This is a genomic window from Wolbachia endosymbiont (group B) of Camptogramma bilineatum (genome assembly GCF_947251825.1).
GTDB lineage: Bacteria > Pseudomonadota > Alphaproteobacteria > Rickettsiales > Anaplasmataceae > Wolbachia.
Genome location: NZ_OX366391.1, coordinates 838,938 through 864,431, shown reverse-complemented (window position 1 = coordinate 864,431; position 25,494 = coordinate 838,938). Strand labels below are relative to the sequence as shown.

Below are 25,494 nucleotides of genomic sequence, written 5' to 3'. Positions count from 1 at the left end.
AATGTCTGTTCATATAGAAGTTGAGGTAATAGAAAGTGTAAATGCTAAAAGAAAAAAATAGAATTAGCAATAGTGAGAGCGTTAAACAGAACAGCACTATGGCTAAAATTGAAGACAGCAAAAGAAATTAGTGAGGAAAAGAAGATAAAATTAAGTTTGATAAGAAAGAGATTAAGAATTTTTAAGGCAAAAACTAGCAGATTAGAAGTGTTAATTAGAGCAAATCTCTACGACATTAGAGCATCGACAATTGGCAAAATACAAAAAACAAGAAGAGGATCGAAAGTAGGAAAGCATGAGTTTATAGGAGGATTTGCAGCAGTTATGCCAAAAGGAAATAGCGGTATTTTTAAACGTGAAGGAAGAGCAGCATTGCCAATAAAGGAAGTAAAACTACCGCTGGAACCAGAAGGCTCAAGAATAATAAAAGACCTTGTTAATTATGAGAGTGAGAGAGAGTTTGAGAAATACTTTAAGCATGAGCTAAACTATATTTTAAAGATATGACAAAGTTCTGGACAGATTTACATCAAACAATTTGCAGCACACTGAAGGAAGAAATACCGTCTATACAGACATGTGAAATTTATCCATCGATAAGAAAAGAATTATTAGCGCCAGCGGTGTTTGTAGAATTAGCAAGTTTAGAACCAGGTAAAGATGCAGGTACTGAGGAATTAGCCATGAAAGCAAGATTTGAAGCACGAATTGTGATTGATAGCACAATAGAAAATGCAGCTATTATTGTTAGATCATTAGCTAGCGAAGTTGCGAAAGTAGTAAATAAAAATACTTGGAATGTGAAAAATGTTTCACCAGGAGAATTTATATCTGCGGAAATTGACGGATTTAGACCAGAATTAGATGCATATTTAGTGTGGATGGTTGATTGGAGTCATCAGCTTCATTTAGGTAAATCAGTATGGGAAGAGGGGAAAATTAAGCCACATAAAATAGAAGTGGGAGAAATGCATGTTGGAAAATAATTTTGCCATTGCAGAGTTACAGAGAAAAGTAGCGAATATGATTCGTATAGGAGTTGTAAAAGAAATAGATTATGAAAAAGCAAAAGTAAGAGTGAAAATAGGAGAATTTTTAACAGATTGGTTGCCATGGATAACAAGCAAAGCAGGAAAAGATAGAGATTGGTCTCCGCCAGATATCGATGAACAAGTTGTGGTATTTTCTCCTCTTGGTGAACTATCATTAGGGGTGGTGTTAGCAGGAATATATCAGGAAAAATACCATGTACCAGAGAATAAAAAAGAAATAAATAGTGTAAAATTTCAAGATGGGACGAAGTTTACATATGATAAGGAAAAACATCATTTAGAGATTGAAGTAGTGGACAAAATAACACTGAAGGCTGGGGGATCAAGTATAGAAATGACAAAAAGTGGAATAAAACTGAAAGCAGAAAGGATCGACTTAAATTGAACAAAGGAATAGTGAGGTTAGGAGACTACTGTGGAGAAGCTATACCACATTTCTGCATTAGCGGAAGTAATAATGTTTTTGTAAACGGTAAGTCAATATGTAGACAAGGAGACAGTTTTAGTGAAGGAAAAGTAATGATTCAAGGATCAAAAACAGTGTTTGCAAATGGTCTTGGTATAGGAAGAGTAGAAGATATAGTTTCATGTGGGTTTAAAGTAATTAGAGGGAGTTCTGATGTTTTTACAGAGCCAGTATGAAGGGAATGAGCAAAGAAACAGGTAAAGAACTAGAGGGTTTAGAACACTTAAAGCAATCAATAATTGATATACTGACCACTCCTGTTAACAGTAGGATCATGAGAAGGGATTATGGGTCGAGATTATTTGAGTTGGTGGATAAGCCAATAAATAGAGATTTAACTTTGGAAATCTATGCAGCAACAGCAGAAGCACTGGAAAAATGGGAAAAGAGATTTAAGTTAGAAAAAGTAAAGATTGCTGAAGCTAAAGAAGGAAAAATGACTCTTGTGCTTGAAGGTATGTATCTTTCAGAAGGCAAATTCATAGGTATTAGTGGAATAGTTGTTTAGAAATGCAGACATCTAATATTATTAAAAAACTAAGCTATGAGGAAATCTTTTCCAGAATGAAGGAGGAGTTAGTGTGTAGAGATGAAACCTTTTCAGCGTTAGTAGAATCCGATCCAGCGATAAAGATTCTGGAGGTAGCAGCCTGGCGAGAACTTTTGCTCAGACAAAGGATGAACGAAGCAGTAAAGAGTAATTTACTGAAATTTGCAAGGGGAGAAGATCTTGATAATTTGGCTGAATTTTATGGAGTAGAGAGAGAAAAGAAGAAGAGGATGAAAGATTTAGAAAGAGGGTAAAAGCAAAAATAGCAGGTTGGTCAACAGGAGGAAGTAAGGAATATTATAAATATCATGCACTGTCAGCAGATAGTAGAGTAAAAGATGCACTAGTAGAATCACCTATACCAGGGAAAGTACAGATCTCGATTTTATCAACACAATTATCCACACTGCCAGAAGAGCTACTTGAAGTTGTAAGAAAGCAAGTTACTAGAGATGATATAAGGGTTTTAACAGATACAGTAACAGTGATAGGTTGCAATATTACGGAAATAGATATTCACAGCAGAATGAGTATAAGTCCTATAATATCAAAGGAGGAAATCAAGAAGCATTTTATTGAGAAGTTTGAAGCAAATAGAAGGCTGGGATGGAGTGTGACAAGATCATGGATAATAGCGAATCTATTTGTAGATGGTGTAGAAAATGTGGAATTAATCGAGCCAAAAGAAGATGTTGTAGTGCTAGGAAATGAATGTGCAAATTTGCGAAATTTAAAGATTGAGTTGAATTAATGTTACTGCCACCAAATGCAACAAAACAGGAAAAAGCGCTAGTAGATGCGATAGATTATAAAGTAGATCCAAGCTATATTAGAGGATTTAGATTTAGATTGGAAGAAGAAACATTGCCGTGGATAATAGAAGAATATGGTTTAGAAGAAATACTACGCTGGGTAAAAGATAGAAGAAAAGCAGTAGTAGAAGGAGTAAAATTTCAAAGACTGCGAGGAACACCTAAATCACTTAAAATAGCACTCAAGTGGGCAAATATAGAAGACATTACAATCATCGAAGAACCACCCGGTAAACACTTTTTTGAGTTGCAAGTAGGGATAAAAGAGGTAGCAAATGACTTCTTCGTAGATGCAGTAGTAGAGCTGGCAAAACTATCACTGCCTGTAAGATCCAGATTGATGAGGATTTTTAACGATAATTATAATGTGCAGAGATTTATATTGGATGAGAGTTTATTTGGAGATCTTCTTTCTGATTATTCAGGGGTAAAAATAGAAAAAGATGGACCAGTGTTATCATTTGGAAGAGTAAATTTTTCAGGTCTAGTGGTCCAGTTATTAGGATTATAGAAAACTATCTACGCGATCATTATGAACGAGCTTTAAGCAATGATATATATCGCCTAGATGTAGCAATCCTTGGAGAAACCGAGCCTCACACAAGGGATTATAAAGGCATCTATGAAAGAGATCATTTGTGGTACAACTTAAAAGCGCTATATCCGCTACCACAGAGCTTATTACCGGCAATTAAGTTTGCGAAAGCGCAAGTTATATTATCGGACAGTTGGAACTTAGGAGAAACAAATGCGTGCTTTCCGGTTGGTAGCATAGAAGAAGAAGGAAATAAATTTGTATTGGGAAACGATAAACTTTCAGGGCAACGTTGGAATTTAAAACACAAGCCAATTTTAGAAAGATTCAGCATTATACATGATTACAAAGTAGAAAATTACACCGATCAGAAGATCATAAGATACGGTTTAGCAGAACACAACGTTTACTATAAAAACAACTTAGATTCAGAGCAAAAAGACTCAATACACGAATTAGAAAAGCACATTTTAGTATTTTACCTTGGAGTACTGAAGTGGCACGAACATAGACATTTGCACAGAAGTTGGAAAAATAGTCAAGCAATATGTGTAATAAGTTAAATACTTATATTTAGATCCTCATATATTATATGAATAATAGGTTAAAATATATGAAATAAAAAGAAAAGGACTTGCTTTCTCATGCCAAAAAGGACATGACTTGAATAGCAGCAGGTAAATATAAGAAATTTATCTGGCGCTAGAAAAGCTAATTTTGTGAGGTATGAAATGAGTTTTAGCAAGAGTAAGTTTTTTAAAGAAGTATCAAGTAACGGGTTTAAAAACATTAATAAAAGAAATGAAGAAGGAGAGACGATCTTGCATCAAGCAGTAGAAATCTCCGATTACAAAACAGTGAGGTTCTTAATAAAGAAAGGAGCAGAGGTTAATGCAAGAGACAAAAATGGTTATACACCTCTGCACTGTGCAGTATTCGCAAAAAGTTTAGAAAATGTAAAAGTGCTGCTAAGAGAAGGAGCAGAAGTAAACGCCACTCAATACATTAGCGGATGTACGCCACTGCACTCTGCATGCAAGATAGCAGCGAAAGTTGAAATAATAAAAGAGCTAGTAAAAGCAGGAGCTGAGGTTAATCAACTTAATAAATATGGTGCAACACCAATGTATTACATTTGGGAAAGTGAAAAGTATTCTCTGTGTGATAGCAAAGAGAGTGAAAAGGCGAGTAAATTTTTGAGAGAAAAAGGTGGAGTAACAAAAAGTAGAGAACTGACGTGCTATGGAATAGAGAGGCTAGTGGGAGAAATAGCAGACATGTTGAATGGGAGTTATTTACCAGAGTTAAAAATAATAGAGATAGAAGAAATAAGGAAGAGAGACAAATCGCTAATAAAGAAAGAATGTCAAAATTTAGCAAGCAAAATAATGAACCAAGTGAACGAAATGATAGATGAGGTAGCGAAAAGGAATGCTTAAAAGAGGGATTTAAATTTTAAGAAAAGGTGAGGTGGATTATGTTAAAGCTTGGCAAATTTAATAAGTCAGCAAAAGAATTATTAGAGAACTCATTTAAAAGTATTTATGCAAGAGACGAAAAGGAAAGAACAGCTCTGCATTATGCAGTAGAAGCAAAAACAGTGAAGTTATTAGTCGAAAAAGGAGCGAATGTGAATGCAGCAGATGCAAGAGGATATACAGCACTGCACCTAGCGGTAACGGAGAAACGTCTAGAAATCGTGAGGGAATTGATAAAATCAGGAGCAGATGTAAATGCTGAGGAATATGGAAATAAATGCATACCTCTACACCTTGCGTGCATGGTAGGTGAAAAAGAAATAGTGGAGGAGCTAGTGAAAGCTGGAGGAGAAATAGAGCAAGCGGATAAATTTGGAATGACAGCGATGGATTATGCGAAAAATAGCAAAAAGATAACCGAGGTATTAAAGAAAGAAACAGACAGAATTGAAAAGTTATTTATGAAAGGCTAAAAATATGGAGGAAGAAATAGAAAAGAAAGTAATGAATTTAGAGAAAAAACCTTTGGGTGAACTGAGAAAAATATGGAAGAAGGTATATGGGGAAGAGGCGCCTAGATACTCAAAGAAATATCTGATACCGAGATTAGCTTATAGAATGCAGGAGGAAGCGTATGGAAAAATGTCAAGAAAAGGAGCAAAAAGACTAGAGTATCTAGCAGATCGACTAGAGAAGGGAAAAAGAATAAGTAGTGACAAACTTCCAGTAGCAGGAACAGAGCTAATATTAGAGAGAGGAGAAGAGATGCATGCGGTAATGGTAACAGATAAGGGTTTAATCTACAGAGAAGAATTTTTTACGTCATTGTCAGCAGTAGCCGGAAAAATAATGGGAATGAGTTACAATGGGCCGCTTCTATTTGGAATGAGAGATAAGGAGAAAGAATGCTGAAAGAGGTAAGATGTGCGATATATACTAGGAAGTCAAATGAAGATGGTCTAGAACAAAAATTTAATAGTCTTGATGCGCAACGTGTAGCATGTGAAAAATACATAAAGAGCAGAGAGAGTTGGGTAGCATTGGCAAAAAGGTACGATGATGGAGGTTTCTCAGGAAAGAATTTAGAAAGACCAGCGATAAAGGAGTTGTTTGAAGATGTAAAAAAAGGAGAAGTAGATTGTGTAGTAGTATATACGCTAGACAGGTTATCAAGGGAAACAAAAGATAGTATAGAAGTGACATCATTTTTTAGAAGGCATAGAGTAAATTTTATAGCAGTAACGCAGATATTTGATAATAATACGCCAATGGGAAAGTTTGTACAAACGGTATTGTCAGGAGCAGCACAGCTAGAAAGAGAAATGATCGTAGAAAGGGTAAAAAATAAAATAGCAACATCAAAGGAGCAGGGATTGTGGATGGGGGGAACTTTGCCGCTTGGATATGATGTAAAAGATAAAGAATTAATAATAAATGAAAAAGAAGCAAGGACAGTGAAGCATATATTTGAAAGATATTTGGAGCTAAAATCAATGGCAGAATTGGCAAGGGAGTTAAATAGAGAAGGTTATAGAACAAAATCAGATATCTTTAAAAAAGCAACGGTGAGAAGAATAATAACAAATCCGATATATATGGGAAAGATAAGACATTATGAGAAAGAGTATGAGGGAAAGCATGAAGCAATAATAAAAGAGGAAAAATGGCAAAAAGCGCAGGAATTGATAAAGAATCAACCATATAGAAAGGCGAAATACGAGGAAGCATTGCTAAAGGGAATAATTAAGTGCAAGAGCTGTAATGCAAATATGACGCTGACGTACGCAAAAAAAGAGAATAAAAGGTATAGATATTACGTATGCAATAATCATTTAAGGGGAAAAAGTTGTGAATCAGAAACCCGAAATGTAATAGCAGGAGAAGTAGAAAAAGAAGTAATGAAGAGAGCTGAGCGCCTGTATGAAAATTGGGAAGAAAAAGTGGAAGAGTGGAAAAATTTAAGCTTTGGAAAACAGAAAGAAGCAGTGAAAAAGTTAATAAAAGCAGTATTGGTGAGAGAGGATGGAATAGAGGTGTATTCTGAATCGGAGGAAAAATTTATATCAATAAAGAAGAAAGGAAATAAATGCACAGTAGTAGAGCCAGAGGGGAAAACAAACAATGCATTACTGAAAGCAGTGGTAAGAGCCCATCTGTGGAAACGGCAACTAGAAGAGAGAAAATACGAAAGTGTGAAAGAGCTGAGTGCCAAAATTAATATAGGTACAAGACGTATACAGCAAATTTTGAGATTGAACTATTTAGCACCAAAGATTAAAGAAGACATAGTAAATGGGAGGCAGCCAAGGAGTTTGAAGTTAGCTAACTTGAGGGAAATACCGATGCTGTGGAGTGAGCAATTGGAGAAATTCTACGGTCTTGATTTATAAAAGCAACAGAAAAGGGCCATGCCAAAAGATGTTGAGATTGATATAGAAAAGTAAATCAATGTTACAGAATCAATTATATGAAAATATCAATATAAACAATGAAGATTCTAGCATACTGGATGCAACAGTGGTAGAAAATGATCCAAAATCTATAAATTATAGAAGTTTATATTTAAATAATAATCTTTAACTTTTTTAGCAAATTAATCTACCTAGAAACTTCTCTCCTAGGATCAGAAGTCCTTCTTAACTCTTCACGTTCTGTCCATTTGTTGTTAGACTCGCTTATTACTTCAGGACGAATTAATCCACCAGATCTAGCAAAAACACCTCGGTCTATGGCTTCAATAACTGATAAACCTCCCAATAAGCAATTTTGCCCTATTTTTTCATAATTTTCTATTCCTTCATTGCAATCTTCTATTTCATCGAGTAGAAGTAGGCCTTCTTCACTCACCTCTACTTTTATCCAATTTTCATTTTTCTCATCAGGATATAACCTAACTTCTAATTCTCCTAAACTAGTATAGAAAGTTAATACTATACTGCTACCTTCTGTAAGATCTGTGTAATTCCTTATGCCATCTTCAATTTTAATTTCTACTTCACTTTTACCGATTTTTACTATATTTCTTCCACACTTTACATCTCCATCGGTTAGACCTAAATCCCTTACCCCATCTGTTATCTTTATAATGTCTATTTTACTATCTTTAGAATATTCTAAGTAAAAAACGGAGTTGTCTACTCTTGCATCTTTTAGCTCGCTATTGGTTGCACTTTTTGCGATTTCAATAAATTTATGAGAATTGCTAATATAATCTCTATAAGCTTTTTTTAGGTTAGTTTTATGCTCTTTAAATTCTGATGTCAGTGTGTTAGCATCAACTGTATTACCAAACACTGCCCCTTTTGATACTAATTGACATATTATACTACTAGCAACTTTAGGATTTTTTTCCAACTCACTGATTTTTTTCATCACATAATCGGTAAAAGTGTACTCATTACCTGAAAAGAAATCTTGTGAAAGAGAATAGTTTAATCGTACACCAGACTTTATAGCATCGTTTACAATCTTTTCAAGTTCAACCATGTTTTGAGCATAAAATACCTTATCAAAAAAAGACTTACGCAGCTCTTCCTTCTGCTGTAAAGTTAATTTAACAAGTAGAGTGCTGATCTGTTCTTTCTTTTTGCTAGGATAATCAATATTTACACGATAATCTAATGCTCCCATCTTTAGCAAGATCTTTTTTGCTTCTTTCATACCATCTTCATTGTCCCAACAATCATCAAGATGTGAAAACAATTCTGATTCACCTCTTGCGTTACGAATGTTCAGTACCACTTTTAAATCTAAGTCTCCTTCATGCTTACTTAAAAACTTCTTTAAATTTTTAGTGTAGTCTAAATCAAATCTATCTAAGTTATACAATTCTCTCATCAACTCTTTCTGTTTATCAGTTAAAAAGAACACTTCAATGTCGTAGCGATGATTATTAACTGCTATTTGTTGCGGAGTTCTTCCTTTTCTATCTACTATACTAGGGTTAGCACCTTTAGAGAGAAGAGAGTCTATGCTATATCCATACCCTATAGCAACAGCAAGGTGTAATGGTGTCTTTCCTGCATTATTCTTTATATTAGGATCTGAACCTGCATCTAAAAGTAGATCTATAGCACGATTTCCTAGGGGACAGACCTCATCAATCTTTGCTCCTGCAATCGCATGTAGTACTGTTGACTCAGATGTTCCTCTTTTGAGATTAAGAATTACTTTTAAATCTTTATTATTTTTATTATCATGTAAAAACTTCTTAAGAGATTCAGTATTATCAAATGAGCTATAGTAAGAAGTTAAACATTCTAGGGTTTTGAATAACTCTTCATTTAATTTCTTTTGATTTGGAGTGAGATCATACTCAAGAGCAGACCAAATACAAACCTGTTCTCTTAGTGCAAGTTTGCTATCTATTAAAGATGATGGTTCATTATAGTTTCTAACTGATGGTAAATCTCCTGAGTACCACATATCATTCATCAGTTCATTTAATAAATGCTCTTTAGATGATAAATGTTCTATAATGGATTCATATTCAAAATCAGATGGTTCTGGTTTGGATTTTGGTTTTAGTAGATTGATGATAGATTTTACTATCCCGTTAGATTCACCCATACTTACCCCTTAAGCTAATATATATAATATATTGTATGCGATATGTAACATTAAGTCAATAACCATAATCTTTTTACTACTTATGTCGTTAAGCTTTTGTTAAGTTTTTATGGTGAGTAACAATGGAGTATGTAGATAGGTTAAAAGTTGCTTATGACTCCAAATTTGAGCTAATTTTACTATAAATTAACATGGTTAAGACCTATATTTGATATCACTACTATAAGAGCATGATGGATTATGCTTTAAAGGAGTGCAAAAACTGCTGAAGCTTATACAGTAACCTGCGGAGCCACTTCAGCAGAATAAACAAACACATGCCAGTATTAGTAGAGAATTATTTATAAGTCAACTAACTTTTTCAAAAATATTTTAGCAAGAACATCAGTGTTGTGAAAAAAAGTTCAAAACCTTCCAGCCTTGGTAACTATTTACACAATACATACTTTTAGCTCTTAGCTATCTAAGGAATTCACTGGAGATTGATTACTATAAATGTAATTCATATTATGCTTAGTAATAAATGTATCGGAAAACGAACTTTTAACAGCACTCCATGTACTCGTATCAGGATCATTTTGTTTTCCTTCTATAACTTTGTCACAAAACTTCTCGACAGCATAACCTACTTAAGATGACTATTTCTTAAGACTAGATCACTGATTAACTGCTCGAGATAGACCTGCTTGTTGAACATAAGGTTGTTGGAGACTACCTGGCTGTTGACCAAAAGCAACCACAGAGCTATGTCTTACATCTACCTCTACAAACTCATTACCAATTTTTATAAGGGAACCTTCATCTGTTGCACCTTTATTAAAAACAGCATATATCAGTTTCACTTTGCCAGCATCAGTAATTACCTTATACGCTTCACCTTCTTTATATCTTTTTAACTGGTCCTTAGCATCTTTTTCTTTTTTATCCAATTCTCCTTTCTTAGCAAATTTTAGCTCTATTCCAACTGGGGGGTATTCTTTTTTTTTGATCAGTAGCATTTATAACCAACATAACATCCAACTTCTCTCCACCACCTATTTGAAATTCAGTAATAACTTTTATATTATCTTCTCCGTAGCTACTAAATAAACCATGCAATACAGCTTGAAATGTAGCCTCATTGCTTATTAATGATTTGAAAGGATGTAGTATATGAGAAATTTCTTCAAATAGTTTTTTGTAATCATCATATTTACCAGATTCTATAGCTTTGCTCAAAGCTGCTTTAAATTTTTTATTTTCCACAATTCGAGTAAAATTACCTTGTAAAATTTCTTTACCTCTTTTGTATTTGTCCAATGAGTCATACGTATTTACTGTAATTCCCTTATTCTTATTACAGTACTGATCAAATGGATTCTTATTACTAGGTGTACTGTATAAGTTACAGGTTATTTCTTGTATCTTTATGTCATTGACGTTTTGAATTCCCCTAATATTTTCAATAGGAATTCCTTTGTTATCTGGCACTCTCAATGCAAATTCATTTTTTTCATTTATGTTGAGTATAAGCACCTTCTTACCTAAAGTTAGCACTATAGTTGTAACACAATCCTCAATACTTTCTTTTGCTGCTTCTGGGCGTTTCTGTGATCCAGTAACCATTTTATCATTTTGATCATAAATAAAAATATGTTTACCTAACTTTTCACGCTTAATAATATTAGAAATAAGTACTAGCTGACCTAAGATCATTCTGCTGACATAATTAATATTATCACTTCCACCATTGCTCCAAACAATTCCATAGTAAAGATACTCTAGCTGTGTTCTTATCACCTCAGCATTCGCTGCTTCAGTGCCAAGTAACTTTTCTATTACAGAATTACCTTTTCTGTTCAAGAATTGCTGTGCAAAAAGTAAATATTTAGGATGGTGGTTCATTTCAAAATTTAACCCTACACAAACTGCTTTATTAGCTGTAGTAACCATTCTAATGGAGTTGAAAAAGTAGCCTTTAACATAATCTTGCGCTTGCTCTATTGCTTTTTGTGCTGTACTCTTTTCATCTGTTTTTGCTTTAAGCTCAATAATCATGGGAATAGAGCTTAGCGACTTATCAGAACCACGTACAAGTAAAATAATGTCTGCATAACCTTTTCCAGCAAATAATTCGAGATAAAGTTTTAGGTGAAAACGATATTTAAAATTCATTAAGAATCCCGCTAAAAAGCCATGGTAACTTGATTCTTTCCTTCAAATTGTTTTTTAACTCCTTTATCACCTTTATATTCATTGTAGACATCAGTAATATATTTCAGCACTTTTTCAGTTGTATTCATGACCTGCTCATGGCTTTTATTTGCTAACCCTCCAATTAAATCTTTTAAGTTTTCTTTTTTGCTTTTTATTAAAGTAAATTTTTTTGCCTGTTCTGAATCATAAGGACCTACTTTGGGATTTTCCGTCACGTCACAAGCAACCTTTCTTTCCTTTTTAATTGTTATACTATATATAGTTTCTCTGAGATTTTCATATCTTGAATGTATATTTGCCAATTCTTCTGGATCAAATTTTGGTTTATGATTCTTTTTATCGGATACTGCAATATAGATTAATTTTTCACTTATTGCCTTAGAATCTTCAGTTAATACAGCTAGCTTTAAAGTACCATGATCATCAAAACGAAAGTGAATTTCCTTAACCTTAACATCTTCAAAGTCAGCAAGATCTGAATCCAACAAAGTGGCAAAAGCGCCAAAGAAGAAACTAGGGAAAAAGCCTTCCTTTCCAACTGAGTGTAAGAAAGAAGGAGACTGATCAATAAATGACTGAAACCTTTTTTGAAAATCTAAAAACTCTTCCCTTGATGTATTTTCTATCAATAGAAGCTGCACCAATTCAAGTGGCTTTGTAATATTTGGCATATAATCTCCTATTTGCTATGGCTTGAAGATTTTACGTTATACGGGGTATCAGTCAGGCTAAAACTTGATTGTGGTAAACCAGATGGTTCACCAGCCCCATCATTACCTTGAACAACTGGATCCTCTTTTTTGTGCTTAAAGGACTTATCTAGTTCAGAAAAGAGCTGTTCTATCAGCTGTTGATCTTGAGTAAATTGCTCTTCACCAATTCCATGCACTGCACTCATTCTATTTATTAAAGAATCCTGCATTTCTTTAACTTGTGTATGTTCAACACACTCCAATATTCCTGATATTTCCTTCTTTCTATTTTCATTACTTGGACTTTCCTTTCTTAATTCTGCTATTAAATTCGTTACCATTACAATAAAAGAGTAGTCCTTAAATACAGACTTTCTACACTCTTCAAAATTTTTATGTTTCCAAGCATACATAATAGTTTCTCTAGTTTGCTCAGCTAAATCTGAATTTAGAAGCATCTTTTTTGATAATGATGATAGGATAACCCCATACTGCTCGAACGAAAGACCATTAGATTCAAGTAAGTTAAATAAATTCTTAAAAGAGTCAAAGCAGTATTCATCGATCAGTTCACTTAATACTGCATAATAAGTATTTTCCTTATAATCTCTATTTAGTAATTTTTTCTTTTGTTCATCATCCATTTTAGACAGGCAAAACTCTATGGTTTCTACTTCTTTGTAACCCTTTACTGCAGATAAAGCTGCTTCAATTAACAAATTATTTTTATCTTGACTAGAAATACTGGAATCATTGTGCAATTTATTATAGAAGAACTCTATACCTTCTTCCCAGTTTTTATTAGAATTTATCTGTATGGATTTTTGCAAACCTTCAACTGATTTATATTCGTTTAGTTTTCCAATCTGCTTATCAATAAGAAAAGACCAGAAAGCTTCTATAGGGCTAGTTTCTTCGATATTTTCCAATAATTCTCTTCTCAGATCATCATCAGATCCATCCTCTTCAAAGGCACTTCTCTTAAATCTCATAAATACTTGTTCAAACAATCCAGGAATCTTATCTTCTAGACAATATTTACATGCCAAGTAATATCTATCTGCAAGATCAAGCGGATTTTCTTTTCCATTTTTATTTTTTTCTTCAGTTAGCCTTTCACCAACAGCTTTATTTTTTAATTTTATTCCATCCCAACAAGAATTATCAGAGAATATATCAGAGAAAAATTTTAATTTTCCCTCATCGAAATCTTCAATTAATTGAATATAAACCCTTAGCCATCTTTCTACTCTAAGGTGTTTTCTCGCTTTAACTTGATTATCGTCGCCTTTAATAGCACCTTTTAATATATCAAGTATTTTATTGTAATTGTGATCCAAACCAGATTCCATACCCGCAACTCCATTTTGTATTTTAATATAAACTTTAGTCTAGTAAATTATCGTTGCCAAGCCAATCTTTTTCTCCAAACCTTACCACTGCACAAGAGGAAATTTCTTGAGAGCCAAGTATGATATTTTCATTCTAATAATTAATTGTAAAACACTTTTACTTACGGAAAAATAGACCTTGCTGTAACTAAAGAAATTCCTATTTTAGTGCCACAAAAATTTGAATTATTGACTCTTCCTAAGATTGCAAAAAGGGTCGTATATTTGTGAGAACAAGCCGCGTAAAAATAAGGTTATAAAAATAGAAGATTTAAATTATTTTAATAAGCTTAGGTAAAACAGTTCGTATGTAGATATGGATCAAATGGGCTAATATGGCTAGTTTTAGCGTATAATGAAATCACTATATTAAAAAGTTCGTATGTATTGAGTGGTAGATCAACGCATCCCAAGAAAAACAGTTCTCACGCTTCTTGGTTTTGAAGGCTAGAAATGGACATATTACTTAAGTTTTTAACATTATATGCTGCTAAATTAGTAGCAATTTATCTTAAGAGTTCTGAACAGACAAAATCTTTGAAACCAAAAAGAAACTTCTTTCTAAAATAATTGCATATAGCTGTAACATCTGTAACGGTTAGTTTTTTATGAGAAAAAAGTTATTGTATGCTAAAAATATCCATGCTATAGATAATGTATTTTACATAATTTAGTAGCAACTTTGGAGGGTTTATGGAGGAATTGATAGAAAATTATTCGATGCTGTAGAGCAAGGCAATCTTGATAGAGTGCAAAGATGTCTTAATTAAGGAGCTAATGTATTGGCAAGGAACAGTCATCATACAATATTACATTCAGCAGTTAGTGGTAATAATGAAGAAGTAATAAAATTAGTTTTAAATAAAATCGAAGAAACGCAGAACCAGTATATTGATGCTAAGGATACAGAAGGTGATACGTCATTGATGTGGGCTGCTGAATATGGAAGAGTAAATGCAGCAGAGGTATTATTAGATCATGGTCCAAATACTGAAGTAAAAAATAATGATGGCATGACAGCATTACATTTGGTTGCCAGAGAGAATAACCTGGGAGTTGCAGAACTTCTAATTAATAAAGGAGCTGATGTGTATGCTGAAGATAAGGATGGTAAAAAAACAATTGACCTTGCCAGAGAGAGAAATCATTCAAGTGTTGAGAAATTACTTTATGAAAATGATTATTCTTTAAATGAAGTTGCTACATATGCGGGAGAGGTGGCAGTAGGAACAGCAGAAGTTGCGGGAACGGTGGCATTAGTAACGGCAGCAGGAGTAGCAGGGCTTGCGATAGACGCGGCAGTAGCTGTGGGAGAGGTGGCAGTAGGAGCAGTGCAAGCTGTGGCAGATGCTGCAACAACAGAACCATCTGAATATGATGTAGAGCGACGGAGAAGATTAGAAACAGCAGCGGGAGGAGCACAACCTGGATCCCTTCACTACTACCAAAGAACAGAACACGTGAGAAGGGAGTACGGTTACGATGACGATTCTGGATGTTCAATACAGTCTTATCAGAAACAACAGAAAGCCTATTTACATTTATCACAATTTGTATCACATAATTTACAAAATGCATCGATTGAGCTGGTAAAACAAGGTCTTTATTTGCCTTCTTTTGAAGCAAGGAATGTGAAAATTAATGGTAAGTGTACTGCAATTACACGTGGCTTATCTCAAGCTTTACTTTTACAGAGTAGCAAGTCATTTTTGAGTAATTTAAAAACTTCAGCCAAAATTTATGAGCGTGTAGCACAGGGTAAGCAGATATCTAAAAGAGAAGAAAGAGAAGTTTTTGCTTTTAGTAATTTACTTGACAGTTTTGAACAACAGCTAGATTCTGCTAGAAATAGTCTACCTTTAAGCTTGATTCACACTAAGTGCTACAAAACACTGAGTGATTTATCAAATTATATAGCTGGTGATTTTGCTATTCATTTAGTAACAAGTAATCATGTAGTTGCCGTTTATAGAACAGGGGATAACTATGCTTATTTTGATAGTAATACGGCGTTTGTTTCTGGGTTAGAAAGCATCGATCAGCTGATAGAAGTTGTAAAAAAAGGTACTGACTATGAAATGGGAGAAAAAGGCTTTCTTGTTGAACACTTTGATATTGAGCGAGCTAATAAGCTATTATCGAATGGAGATAGACAAGTTCTGACAAAAGAAATAAAAACAGAGCATCAACTTCTAGCAGAGCAGGATAAGGAGTTTGGTCTTATTAAGATTAATGATCGAGAATTATCTAGAGTACAGCTATATGACTTTGGAACTAAAATTCATGTAGAAGGCGGCGTACCTTTACTTATCAATGCCGATATGAATTCAAGTAGCAAAAAATTCCAAGATCATCTGAATAAAAAAGAAGTGAGCATGACAGCTAGAGAATATCTTGGCAACCTTAAAAACAGCAAGAATGTAGAAGAAGTAGTACAAGCAACAAAAGTAATTCCTTTCATAGGTTCAAAACGTGAAATTGAAGAAGCGGAGTGGACACGTAATTTCAAGTTCTCTTTAGTTTTCACTAACAATAATCAACAGAAAAGTCAATTTTCAGAAGCTACTGGCGAAATAAACGGTAAACCTGAATCTTATTTGAGTGATATAAGGATAAGTAACCAATTAGAAAAAAACATTAGCTTCTAGACTAATCTGCAAAAGTTTGGATAATCAGTCTTAGTGGATTTTCACTTAGCCTTATCTTCTTGTACACACATTCTTCCTTTATTTCTTCCATTTTAGTACTGGGTTTAAATATCTCATATGTGATACGACCAGCTGCAAGTGCTGCTACTGTAACTATGGCCGCTGCGCCTATTATGCGTGGTGCATCAGGTGTAATATTACCAGTTGTGAAAAGTGTTATTGCTGCTACAGCCCCTAGTAACAGTGTTGAATAACGAACAAAGAGATCTTTATTGTATGCTTGTTTTAACTTCATTGAGTACCCAGGAGGCTCATCGGTTCCACTTGCTCCCTCTTCCTTAGCATGCTCCAACCTATTTACGTAGCGATCTACCGGAGTTTCACCATTATCACCTATTGCCCAAGGATCTGCACCATGTTCTACCATAATGAGTGTTGACGCCGCATCAAGCATGAATGCCATATAATGTAAAGGAGTAAACCCCTCACCATTTTTTATATTAACTTTTGCTCCTCTTTCTATTAGAAGCTTTAGTGTATCTATACCAGATACTTTATGTAAAGGAGTACTTCCTTGTGCATTTTGAGCATTGACAATTGCACCATTGTCTATAAGAAACTCTGCTACCTCTTTATTACCCGCATTGGCTTTGTTGCATCACTATCTATGAAAGGCTAACTATACAAGCAGCTTATTGAAAATCTTATTTTTTGCAATCAATCTGATCAAATTTAAGAATAGTAATTTATTGTTTGTACTAGTAAATTTAATTCTACTTAAAATAGCTAAAGCATTGAAATTCTTGAATTCTAGCTAGATTAGTGAATGATAGTAAAACTTCTTTTACTTAAATTTAGATATTTACTGACTGTCCTTACTATAAATGCTAGAATAATAAGCTATTGATATTCTACATTTTTTATCTTTTATCCATCGTAGATAGCGATGCAACAAAGCCACCCGCATTCGCAGCATAGTGTAAAGGAGTAGAGCCCGTAGAATAAGGAGGGTCACTTTTACTTTTTGCATTAACATTTGCTCCGTTTGCTACTAATAACCTAGCTATCCTTATATCTCCTGCATAATGTAGAGGAGTATTCTCATTTTTATCACCTGCATTAATACCCGCCCCTTTTTCTATAAGTAGCCTTATTATTTCTGCATTTCCTTTTGCAACAGCAAGATGTAAAGGAGTCTCTCCGCTCGGTCCAGTTTTTGCATTAATATCTGCTCCGTTTTCGAACAAAAATTGTACCATTTCTTGGCGTCCATCTTCAACGGCTTCATGTAAAGGGGTATATCTGCGCCAATTGTGTATATTAATGTCTGCTTTCCTATCCTTTAGGCACTTTATTACATTGAAATAGTTACATTTAGCAGCTAAGTGAAGTAATTTACCACCTTCCTTAAAACCATGGTCTAACGAGAACCCACTTTCTTGCCATGATTCGTATTCTTTTTTACATAGCTTATATTCATGCTTGTGAGTATCCCACTTTGGGTACAATTCATTCATTTTCCCTTCAAACTCTTGTTTTATTTTTTCAACTATATTACTTGAGTTTAAATTTTGGTTATTATTTAGTATTTCTAATATTTCGTGTAGTAGACCCATAGTATTCCCCTTAAATCTTGTGATTAAATAATATATTATGACTACCCTGTAGAATAGAGTCAACTAAGAAGCATTTGAGGCAAAACTTCTTAACAATTTATGTTAAAAAAAAGCTTGCGTGCTATAATTACATCAATATAATTAATGTCGATTGTCAAAAGTGAGGTGTTCTATGCAAGCTGCAGAACAAAAAACAGAACGACCAATTTTATCAAGAGAATTAAGAGTAGATAAGAAGTTGGAGTTAAGTATTGAAAAGGTTTAAAAATATAGTAAATTAAACAGTAAAGATAAATTGAAAAAAGCAATAACTGATTTAATAAAACCAGTTGATGTTGAAAACTTGAAAGACAAACTTGATGCGTTAAAAGAGCCAATTTCTTATCCAAATAACTACGTCTTAGCATCACTTGCAAATAGAATTTACAAAGGCGAGAAGAGAAATAGCACAGGCCAATATTCACACGGAGAAGCAGTACCTGGATTAGGCAATTGGCAGCTGCTAACTGTTGCAGAAAGGTCTGGTGGACTCTTTAAAACCATTTTAAATGCCTCCCGTCAATGCAACAACTCAAGGTGCTACGAGTGGTTATTTTGGTGCAGCATATTGGAACCCAGATACTCAACAAGTTATCATTGTCCATAGTGGCACTAAAAATTTTGGTGGTGATACTGCAGATCTTAACGGTGTTTTATTAAATCAACATGTTTATCAAATTGACTCTGCAGTTACATTTACTGACAAGATCATCAGTGTTCTTAAAGAAATTAACGAGAAAAAAGGATCAAATATACAACTGTTTATCACAGGGCACTCGTTAGGTGCGTGGCTTGCACCAATTACTGCTTTTTCTGCAAAGTATCTTGTAAAAGAGGGTGATTATTTTGTTGCAAGTACTGATTTTGAAAAAACTGCTTATCATGCAAGCGCGGTAATTTTTGATCCACCAGGATGCGAAGAGATGTTAAGGCGTATTCAAAGCAGACTTATGGATCGCTATAGTCCTTCTCGTATAAATTCCCTGGATATCACTACCTACCTATCTGCACCAAATTTAATAAACGCTTGTAATCCTCAGGTAGGGGAAGTATACAAGCTGTTTGTGGATTTGTCTGGGAGGGAAAAGCAAGACTTGTTGAGTGACGTGAAAGATTGGTTTGATATAAATATAAATTATACTCGCTTTACACGTAGCATAGAGAAAATCAAAGGAATGTTTGACCCAAAAACTGGCGAAGTTCTAAAAGATGAAAGTGGTCAATTGAGAATAAAAAAAGTACGGGATTGGCCATTGCTAATTTTAGGTGATGAAGAGGCAACAACTCGGAACAAAGCTTTTTTGCTTGCAAAGTGGGCTGTAAGGTTAGTAACGAATCCATTACCTATTGCATGATTATTAACAGATATAGGTGAGGGCACATACGCAGCAGGTTCGTTTATAAAATGGCATGTTGAATTTAAAGGAGAGCTTAACAATTTTTTTAAAGTTGGCAAACAAATCTAATGATTTTCACCTTAATGATGAAGATACACATTTGAAAACTGGTGGGCGTAAGATTCGCTACAGGACTGAATAGCTAAATGAAGATTATAAAAATGCCCACTGGGACGTTGTTAAGCTATTTATGGAGGATAATTAATGGTAGAGATAATTATTTCAGCCATCTTGATGGTCAACAGAAAGTAGAATTATTAGCGCCAGCGGTATTTGTAGAACTTAGCAGTCTTGAAAAAGGAAGTGATCCAGGTACAGGTGAACTAGCTCTGAGGGTAAGATTTGAGGCACGAATAGTGATTGATAGCACAATAGAAAATGCACCTATTATTGTTAGATCATTAGCTAGCGAAGTTGCAAAAGTAGTAAATAAAAATACTTGGAATGTGGAAAATGTTTCACCAGGAGAATTTATCTCTGCAGAAGTTGACGGATTTAGGCCAGAGCTTGATGCGTATTTAGTGTGGATGGTTGAATGGGTGCATACAATACACGTAGGGCGATCTATTTGGAAAGAAGGAAAATTTATGCCACACAAAATAGAAATCGGTGAAATAAATGTTAGAAAATAATTTTGCAATTTCGGAATTACAGAGGAAACTGGCAAATATTGTTCGTATAGGAGTTGTAAAAGAAATAGATTATGAAAAAGCAAAAGTAAGAGTGAAAATAGGAGATATTGTAACAGATTATCTGCCATGGATAACAAGTAAAGTAGGAAAAGATAGAGATTGGTCACCGCCAGATATAGATGAACAAGTTGTGGTATTTTCTCCTCTTGGTGAACTATCATTAGGAGTGGTGTTAGCAGGAATATATCAGGAAAAGTACCCTGCATCAGAGAATAAAAAAGAAATAAACAGTATAAAATTTCAAGATGGGGTGTGCCGTAGAGACACAAAGAATGATCAGAAATGAGCAAACTAAGTGCTTAAGCTGCACAATAGATGAGGGAAGGTCCCTCAAAGTCGGCTTGCAAGAGCAGGCTTTAAACAACCATAAGCTGCTTTGATAAAGAGTTAAGGTAGTGAGCGTTATGGAAAAGGCGCAAATACGTGTCATGTACGAAATAGAGAGGCGAATGAAAATGAACCACTGATGAAGTGTCGAAAGGGCTGAGACGACGTCAAAACCAGGAGCTCCCATCTCTCCTGGGATAGATCTACAAGGAACTTGCTTACTGGGTAGGTAGCGTCCGGCATATAGGTGGCGTGAAAACTATTATAGGCTATTGTGTAGAACTGCGGGAACCTGTCGTTTCGATGACAAGGGAGAAATCCAAGAAGCTAAACTTCAAGGATGAGAGTACCGATGCGAAGAACAGGGGCGGATCAGCTTGTAGTAGTGAAGAAGTTTCTGTAATGGAAAGGGAGCGAAGGAGCTGAGTTATTCAGTTTTAATTATGTATCAACCGAAAGGGAGGAGTTAATGAATAAAACAAAGTCTTTTGATATACCAAAGCAACTTATTTGGAGGGCTTATAAACAAGTATCGAAAAATAAAGGTGCGGCTGGTGTGGATGAGGTATCGATAACAAAGTTTGAAGAGAACCTGAAGGATAATCTGTACAAACTATGGAATCGGATGTCATCAGGAAGTTATTTTCCAGAGCCTGTAAAAGCTGTAGCAATACCGAAAGATACGGGAGGGGGACAAAGAATTTTAGGTGTTCCTTCAGTATTCGACAGGATAGGGCAAACGGCTGCTTCTATGTATCTTGAGCTGCTAGTAGAGCCAAAATTCCATGAAGATTCATATGGTTATAGACCAAATAAATCAGCACTGGATACGGTAGATACTGCAAGGAAAAGATGCTGGAGGTATGATTGGACGATAGATCTAGATATATCCGGGTTTTTCGACAATTTGGATCACGAGTTGGCATTGCAAGCTATCAAGAAGCATACAAACTGCAAATGGATCATACTGTATGTTGAAAGGTGGATGAAAGCCGCTATTCAGCTAGAAGATGGCAGTAAGGTAGTTAGGGAAAAGGGAGTTCCGCAAGGAGGTTCAGTTAGCCCAATCATTTCGAATATATTCATGCATCACGTATTTGATATATGGATGAAACAGAACTACCCTACAGTACCATTTGAGAGGTATGTAGATGATGCAATAGTGCACTGCAAGACGCAAAAACAGGCAGAACTTATGAGAGTAATGATCGAAGAAAGATTAGCCAAATATAAGCTAAAGTTACATCCTGATAAAACACAAATTGTGTATTGTAAGGATGGCAACAGGAAGAATATGTTTCCTACACAAAGCTTTGATTACCTAGGATATACTTTTAGACCTAGAAAAGCAAAGAGCAAGATAGGGAAATATTTCGTTGCATTTCTTCCAGCAATTAGCAATAAGGTTAAGAAAAAGATTACTACAACCATAAGGTCATGGAAAATACTACGAAAAACACACATAACATTAGAGGAGATATCAAAGAAAGTAAATCCAATAGTCAGAGGCTGGTATCAGTACTATGGCAGGTTTTACCAATCGGAGGTGTATAAACCTCTTAACAATGTAGAGCAACATCTAGAAAAGTGGACAAGAAAGAAATATCCGAAACTTGGAAAAAGACTAGCAAGGCAACTTCTAGGAAAAATAAAAGAAGAGAATCCAAAGACTTTCTACCACTGGACAGTAGGGTTAGGTCAAAAGGCTGAATAATGGAAGCTGTATAAATCGAGAGATTTACGTACAGTTTTGCGAGAGACTGGCTGGGGAAGTTCCGCCGGTCTACTCTCCAAGTCCGGTTTTGAAGTCGAGTGGGGAGAGGTGACTTTCTCCACTTAGATAACACAATAGCTGGTTTTGAGTTCTGGAAATGGTTATTTTATCTAAATTTTTAGTAGAATGTATTGCTAGGCTAAAGAGATATATAACTCTTTAGTCAAAAACTTAAATAAAATAGCCTGAAGATAAAATATTAAAAGACACATAAAAACTACTTGCATTGCCAATTGTATTGATTAGCATATAACAAAATTTAGGTTTTTATGTGAAATAGAGAGGGATTTTATGCAAGATATAAAGACTAACCCACAAGCAACTAGTTCAGATAGGGAAGAAAAATCTTTTCAGTTTAAAAAGAGAATAAGACGTCAATATAACCCTGATGATACTAATATTGCCAAGTTGTTTCTTATGATACGTGAACACAAAACGGGCAATCCTGCTCAAGTAGAAAATATTAATGATATAGATCTCAATGATGGTGGTAATACACCACTACATGTTGCTGTAAGCAAAGAACATCAAGACATTGTCGAACTTCTTTTGAATGTGTCTGGTATAGACCAAAACATTAAAAATAATCAAGGTAAAACTCCACTCGATATTGCTAAGCAATCCAATAAGGAAAAGATTATTGAAACTTTAGAAGAACATTTAACAGAATCTTCTAATCAAGCAGAAAGACTTTCTGCGCAAGGAAAGGAAGTGCATGAAAAGCTCAGAAAGTTTGTTGAAGATTTTGTTTTTATTTATGAACGCTCTTTATCAGAGTACTATGAGAGACTAGAAAATCAAATAGGAAAGCCAGGTAAATGGGCTGAGTTTGCTAATAAAATAATGGATATAGGAAAAAGTGGAACAGAAGACATAAAAATAAAGGCCTTTTCTCTTATTGGAATTAAAGTTCTTCAAGAAGCAATATTCAGCATTGGTAGTAGTTATAATAGAGCAGAGCTGGCTTTGTTGAATAGCGAGTAGAGATGGGAGAAAAAAAGGGAGAAAATCTAAAGAAAGTGGTTACTCTATTAAGAAATGAACATTTTGTAGAGTATATGCCACAGAAGATGAAAGTCAGTAATCATAAAGAGTATAATCAATTTTTAGAAAAAAGAGGAAATGTCTTTCATTTTATCGATGAAGCTATAGAAAACTGGTACGAAAGTTCAGAAAAAATTCCTGGAGATTTATAGCGATAAGGTTGTTATTGCAGTACATATAGTTGTGAATCTATTTAGAATAGGCTTAAGGCAAGCAGTTGGATTTATAAAAGGATATTTACAAAGTATAGTGAAGAATCTCCAAGTATTCACAAGCTTCTCGTCAAACTTAATTTGAAATTATGTGACCACAGAACAGATAAAAATGACATAGAGAATATTGAAATTGCTATAGATAGTACTGTAATCCATATTTATAGTAACAGTACTCAACATAACAAAGATAACGCCAAGATAAGGAAGTATAATGGTACAGATCAAATAAGAAAGCTACATGTTGCTTTGGACGAAAACAGCAAAAAGGCAATAGCAATTCGATATACTAATTTTCTTTCACATGATAGCATCTAAAATCCTAAAGGAAATGGGTGATATCTATAAGATTAAGTCTCTTTGTGCAGATGGAGCTTATAATACAATAAGTTTATATAAATTATGCAATAAATATAATTTGAAACCAATTATAAAGCCAAGAAAGAATGCAAAAATCTGTAACAATATAGACCACTTCTCGGAAAGAAATAACAACATTAATATAAGAAAAAGATGCAATCTAACTCAATGGAAAAGGCAGACAGGGTATGGAATACGGTCACGTATTGAGAGTTTTTTCTTTAGACTCAAAAAAACATTTGGATTTAGTTTTAAGAATAAATCTGAGATAAACCGCTCTTAAGAGATGCTCTTAAAATGCTACTTGATTAACAAATTTTCTGATATCGGTATGCCTATTTTCGAACTTATCTCATAAATCTCTTCCATCACTCCTCCTCATTCCTTGCCATTCAACAAAGCCACCCACCTTGAAAACTTCAGAAAAACTTACTTGTCGCTTTTAACCTGCTTAAATTTCCAAAACCAATCTATTTGGATCTTCTATGTAATTTTTGATTTTCACAAGGAAAGTAACTGCTCCTTTGCCATCAACTATTCTGTGATCGTAAGAGAGGGCAATGTACATCATAGGTCTGATTTCAATTGAGTTACTCACAGCAACTGGCCTGTTTTGTATAGTATGCATTCCAAGTATTCCAGATTGCGGAGGGTTGATTATTGGAGTAGAAAGAAGTGAACCGTATACACCACCGTTTGAGATAGTAAATGTTGCACCTTCCATTTCCGATACTTGCAGCTTACCTTCTCGTGCTTTTTTGCCAAGGGCAACTAAAGTTAGTTCAATTTCAGCGCATGACATTTGATCAGCATCGCGAATAATCGGTACAACAAGACCTTTATCAGTGCCAACAGCAACACCTATGTCATAGTAATTTTTATATACAATTTCATCACCTGAAATCTCAGCGTTAATCTCACGAATTTCTTTCAGTGCTTGCACTGCTGCCTTTATAAAAAACGACATGAAACCTAGTTTTATTCCGTATTTCTTTTCAAAAATTTCCTTATATTTTGCTCTTAGATCCATGACATTTTTCATGTCAATTTCATTGAACGTGGTCAGTATTGCAGCAGTATTTTGCGATGCTTTCAAACGAGCAGCAATGACTTGCCTTATTTTGCTCATTTTTACTCGTTCTTCTCTTCTCTCTCCACTTGCTACACTTTTTGGCGATTCATATTGTTTTACCGCAGGTTGTTCAGCTTTACTCATATGGTCTATCACATCTGCTTTGGTTACTCTGCCTCCCATGCCAGTTCCTTTTATACTTTCTGCACTGATTGCATTTTCTTCCATAATTTTACGAGCTGAAGGGGCATCTTTTTTATCAGCGCTTTCGCCTTTATCTTCTTTTTTCACTTCTTCTTTTACTTCTCCTACAGCAAGTTTTGCCAGTAATTGATCAGGGCTGATTACATCATCTTCTTTCACAAAAAATTCGGTTATTTGTCCTGAAGCTTCTGCAGTTAGTTCTAGCGCCGTTTTATCAGTTTCAATTTCAAAGATCAAGTCATCTACTTTTATTGCTTCACCGATATTTTTCTTTATTTTTACTATACCTTCCGTAACCGATTCACCACCAAGAGTTTTTGGTGCTCTGACTTCTATAATTTTGCTCATAAAACAACTTCTTTATAAAA

23 protein-coding genes and 5 pseudogenes are annotated in these 25,494 nt (G+C 34.5%); 20 read left to right on the top strand and 8 right to left on the bottom strand.

The genetic code is table 11. The features are described 5' to 3' along the window. Position 1: 1 nt before the first annotated feature. The 12 genes and pseudogenes from OPR44_RS04435 to OPR44_RS04380 all read left to right on the top strand — a co-directional run bounded on the left by OPR44_RS04435 (position 2) and on the right by OPR44_RS04380 (position 7,473). Positions 2–507: pseudogene (locus OPR44_RS04435) on the top strand (phage tail protein). Next, complete coding sequence (locus OPR44_RS04430) at positions 504–986, top strand: hypothetical protein (RefSeq protein ID WP_265014517.1); 483 nt, start codon at positions 504–506, stop codon at positions 984–986. Before OPR44_RS04435 ends, OPR44_RS04430 begins: the two are co-directional and overlap by 4 nt. Beyond that, positions 973–1,437: a phage baseplate assembly protein V gene (locus tag OPR44_RS04425; protein ID WP_265014516.1), complete on the top strand. Its 465-nt coding sequence runs from the start codon at positions 973–975 to the stop codon at positions 1,435–1,437. The genes OPR44_RS04430 and OPR44_RS04425 overlap by 14 nt, the downstream gene beginning before the upstream one ends. Next, a complete protein-coding gene (locus OPR44_RS04420; protein ID WP_265014515.1) occupies positions 1,434–1,694 on the top strand; it encodes a PAAR domain-containing protein in 261 nt (86 codons plus the stop codon). The genes OPR44_RS04425 and OPR44_RS04420 overlap by 4 nt, the downstream gene beginning before the upstream one ends. Beyond that, entirely contained in the window at positions 1,691–2,026 is a 336-nt protein-coding gene (locus OPR44_RS04415; protein ID WP_265014514.1) for a GPW/gp25 family protein, read from the top strand. The genes OPR44_RS04420 and OPR44_RS04415 overlap by 4 nt, the downstream gene beginning before the upstream one ends. Before the next feature lie 2 nt (positions 2,027–2,028). Continuing rightward, positions 2,029–2,819, top strand: a pseudogene (locus OPR44_RS04410) (baseplate assembly protein). Further along, positions 2,819–3,978, top strand: a pseudogene (locus OPR44_RS04405) (phage tail protein). The pseudogenes OPR44_RS04410 and OPR44_RS04405 overlap by 1 nt, the downstream one beginning before the upstream one ends. Before the next feature lie 168 nt (positions 3,979–4,146). Beyond that, on the top strand, positions 4,147–4,854 hold the full coding sequence (locus OPR44_RS04400; protein WP_265014513.1) for an ankyrin repeat domain-containing protein: 708 nt from the start codon (positions 4,147–4,149) through the stop codon (positions 4,852–4,854). Positions 4,855–4,892: 38 nt separating this feature from the next. Further along, positions 4,893–5,366 carry an ankyrin repeat domain-containing protein gene (locus OPR44_RS04395; RefSeq protein ID WP_138265078.1) on the top strand — a complete coding sequence of 158 codons (474 nt, stop codon included), beginning with the start codon at positions 4,893–4,895 and terminating at the stop codon, positions 5,364–5,366. Between the two features lie 4 nt (positions 5,367–5,370). Beyond that, complete coding sequence (locus tag OPR44_RS04390) at positions 5,371–5,805, top strand: DUF2924 domain-containing protein (RefSeq protein WP_138265077.1); 435 nt, start codon at positions 5,371–5,373, stop codon at positions 5,803–5,805. Next, positions 5,799–7,283 carry a recombinase family protein gene (locus OPR44_RS04385; protein WP_265014512.1) on the top strand — a complete coding sequence of 495 codons (1,485 nt, stop codon included), beginning with the start codon at positions 5,799–5,801 and terminating at the stop codon, positions 7,281–7,283. Before OPR44_RS04390 ends, OPR44_RS04385 begins: the two co-directional genes overlap by 7 nt. A 58-nt stretch (positions 7,284–7,341) precedes the next feature. Beyond that, positions 7,342–7,473: a hypothetical protein gene (locus OPR44_RS04380; RefSeq protein WP_264686477.1), complete on the top strand. Its 132-nt coding sequence runs from the start codon at positions 7,342–7,344 to the stop codon at positions 7,471–7,473. Positions 7,474–7,491: 18 nt separating this feature from the next. Here the strand turns inward: OPR44_RS04380 and OPR44_RS04375 are convergent, their stop codons facing one another. The 5 genes from OPR44_RS04375 to OPR44_RS04355 form a co-directional block, all read right to left on the bottom strand. Then, positions 7,492–9,462, bottom strand: coding sequence for an ankyrin repeat domain-containing protein (locus OPR44_RS04375; protein ID WP_265014511.1), 1,971 nt, complete (start codon positions 9,460–9,462; stop codon positions 7,492–7,494). Between the two features lie 656 nt (positions 9,463–10,118). Then, positions 10,119–10,460 carry a hypothetical protein gene (locus OPR44_RS04370; RefSeq protein WP_264376949.1) on the bottom strand — a complete coding sequence of 114 codons (342 nt, stop codon included), beginning with the start codon at positions 10,458–10,460 and terminating at the stop codon, positions 10,119–10,121. Beyond that, positions 10,402–11,616 (bottom strand): hypothetical protein, encoded by a 1,215-nt coding sequence (locus OPR44_RS04365; protein ID WP_265014510.1) that lies wholly within the window; start codon positions 11,614–11,616, stop codon positions 10,402–10,404. Before OPR44_RS04365 ends, OPR44_RS04370 begins: the two co-directional genes overlap by 59 nt. An 11-nt stretch (positions 11,617–11,627) precedes the next feature. Next, positions 11,628–12,329, bottom strand: coding sequence for a hypothetical protein (locus tag OPR44_RS04360; protein WP_265014509.1), 702 nt, complete (start codon positions 12,327–12,329; stop codon positions 11,628–11,630). Positions 12,330–12,337: 8 nt separating this feature from the next. Then, entirely contained in the window at positions 12,338–13,702 is a 1,365-nt protein-coding gene (locus tag OPR44_RS04355; RefSeq protein WP_265014508.1) for a hypothetical protein, read from the bottom strand. A gap of 821 nt (positions 13,703–14,523) precedes the next feature. Here OPR44_RS04355 and OPR44_RS04350 point away from each other — a divergent pair. Further along, positions 14,524–16,389, top strand: coding sequence for an ankyrin repeat domain-containing protein (locus OPR44_RS04350; protein ID WP_265014507.1), 1,866 nt, complete (start codon positions 14,524–14,526; stop codon positions 16,387–16,389). A 1-nt stretch (position 16,390) separates the two neighbouring features. Here OPR44_RS04350 and OPR44_RS04345 read toward each other — a convergent pair whose 3' ends face one another. Continuing rightward, a complete protein-coding gene (locus tag OPR44_RS04345; protein ID WP_406829278.1) occupies positions 16,391–17,002 on the bottom strand; it encodes an ankyrin repeat domain-containing protein in 612 nt (203 codons plus the stop codon). 307 nt (positions 17,003–17,309) lie between these two features. Next, on the bottom strand, positions 17,310–18,005 hold the full coding sequence (locus tag OPR44_RS04340) for an ankyrin repeat domain-containing protein (protein ID WP_265014505.1): 696 nt from the start codon (positions 18,003–18,005) through the stop codon (positions 17,310–17,312). Between the two features lie 295 nt (positions 18,006–18,300). Between OPR44_RS04340 and OPR44_RS04335 the strand changes: the two genes are divergently transcribed. From OPR44_RS04335 to OPR44_RS08860, 7 genes and pseudogenes are all read left to right on the top strand, one after another. After that, positions 18,301–18,651, top strand: a complete 351-nt coding sequence (locus tag OPR44_RS04335; RefSeq protein ID WP_265014504.1) for a hypothetical protein — start codon at positions 18,301–18,303, stop codon at positions 18,649–18,651. Next, positions 18,554–19,399 carry a lipase family protein gene (locus OPR44_RS04330; protein ID WP_265014503.1) on the top strand — a complete coding sequence of 282 codons (846 nt, stop codon included), beginning with the start codon at positions 18,554–18,556 and terminating at the stop codon, positions 19,397–19,399. Before OPR44_RS04335 ends, OPR44_RS04330 begins: the two co-directional genes overlap by 98 nt. Positions 19,400–19,587: 188 nt before the next feature. Continuing rightward, positions 19,588–20,073 (top strand): hypothetical protein, encoded by a 486-nt coding sequence (locus OPR44_RS04325; protein ID WP_264377845.1) that lies wholly within the window; start codon positions 19,588–19,590, stop codon positions 20,071–20,073. Then, a pseudogene (locus OPR44_RS04320) lies at positions 20,060–20,383 on the top strand (phage baseplate assembly protein V); the annotation flags it as partial. The gene OPR44_RS04325 and the pseudogene OPR44_RS04320, both read left to right, overlap by 14 nt. 546 nt (positions 20,384–20,929) lie before the next feature. Then, positions 20,930–22,174, top strand: a complete 1,245-nt coding sequence (gene ltrA, locus OPR44_RS04315; RefSeq protein WP_265014502.1) for a group II intron reverse transcriptase/maturase — start codon at positions 20,930–20,932, stop codon at positions 22,172–22,174. A 351-nt stretch (positions 22,175–22,525) separates the two neighbouring features. After that, positions 22,526–23,218: an ankyrin repeat domain-containing protein gene (locus tag OPR44_RS04310; RefSeq protein WP_264377846.1), complete on the top strand. Its 693-nt coding sequence runs from the start codon at positions 22,526–22,528 to the stop codon at positions 23,216–23,218. A gap of 74 nt (positions 23,219–23,292) precedes the next feature. Then, positions 23,293–24,208, top strand: a pseudogene (locus tag OPR44_RS08860) (IS5 family transposase). A 93-nt stretch (positions 24,209–24,301) separates the two neighbouring features. Here the strand turns inward: OPR44_RS08860 and odhB are convergent. Continuing rightward, on the bottom strand, positions 24,302–25,474 hold the full coding sequence (gene odhB / locus OPR44_RS04290; RefSeq protein WP_264375311.1) for a 2-oxoglutarate dehydrogenase complex dihydrolipoyllysine-residue succinyltransferase: 1,173 nt from the start codon (positions 25,472–25,474) through the stop codon (positions 24,302–24,304). Positions 25,475–25,494 lie beyond the last annotated feature (20 nt).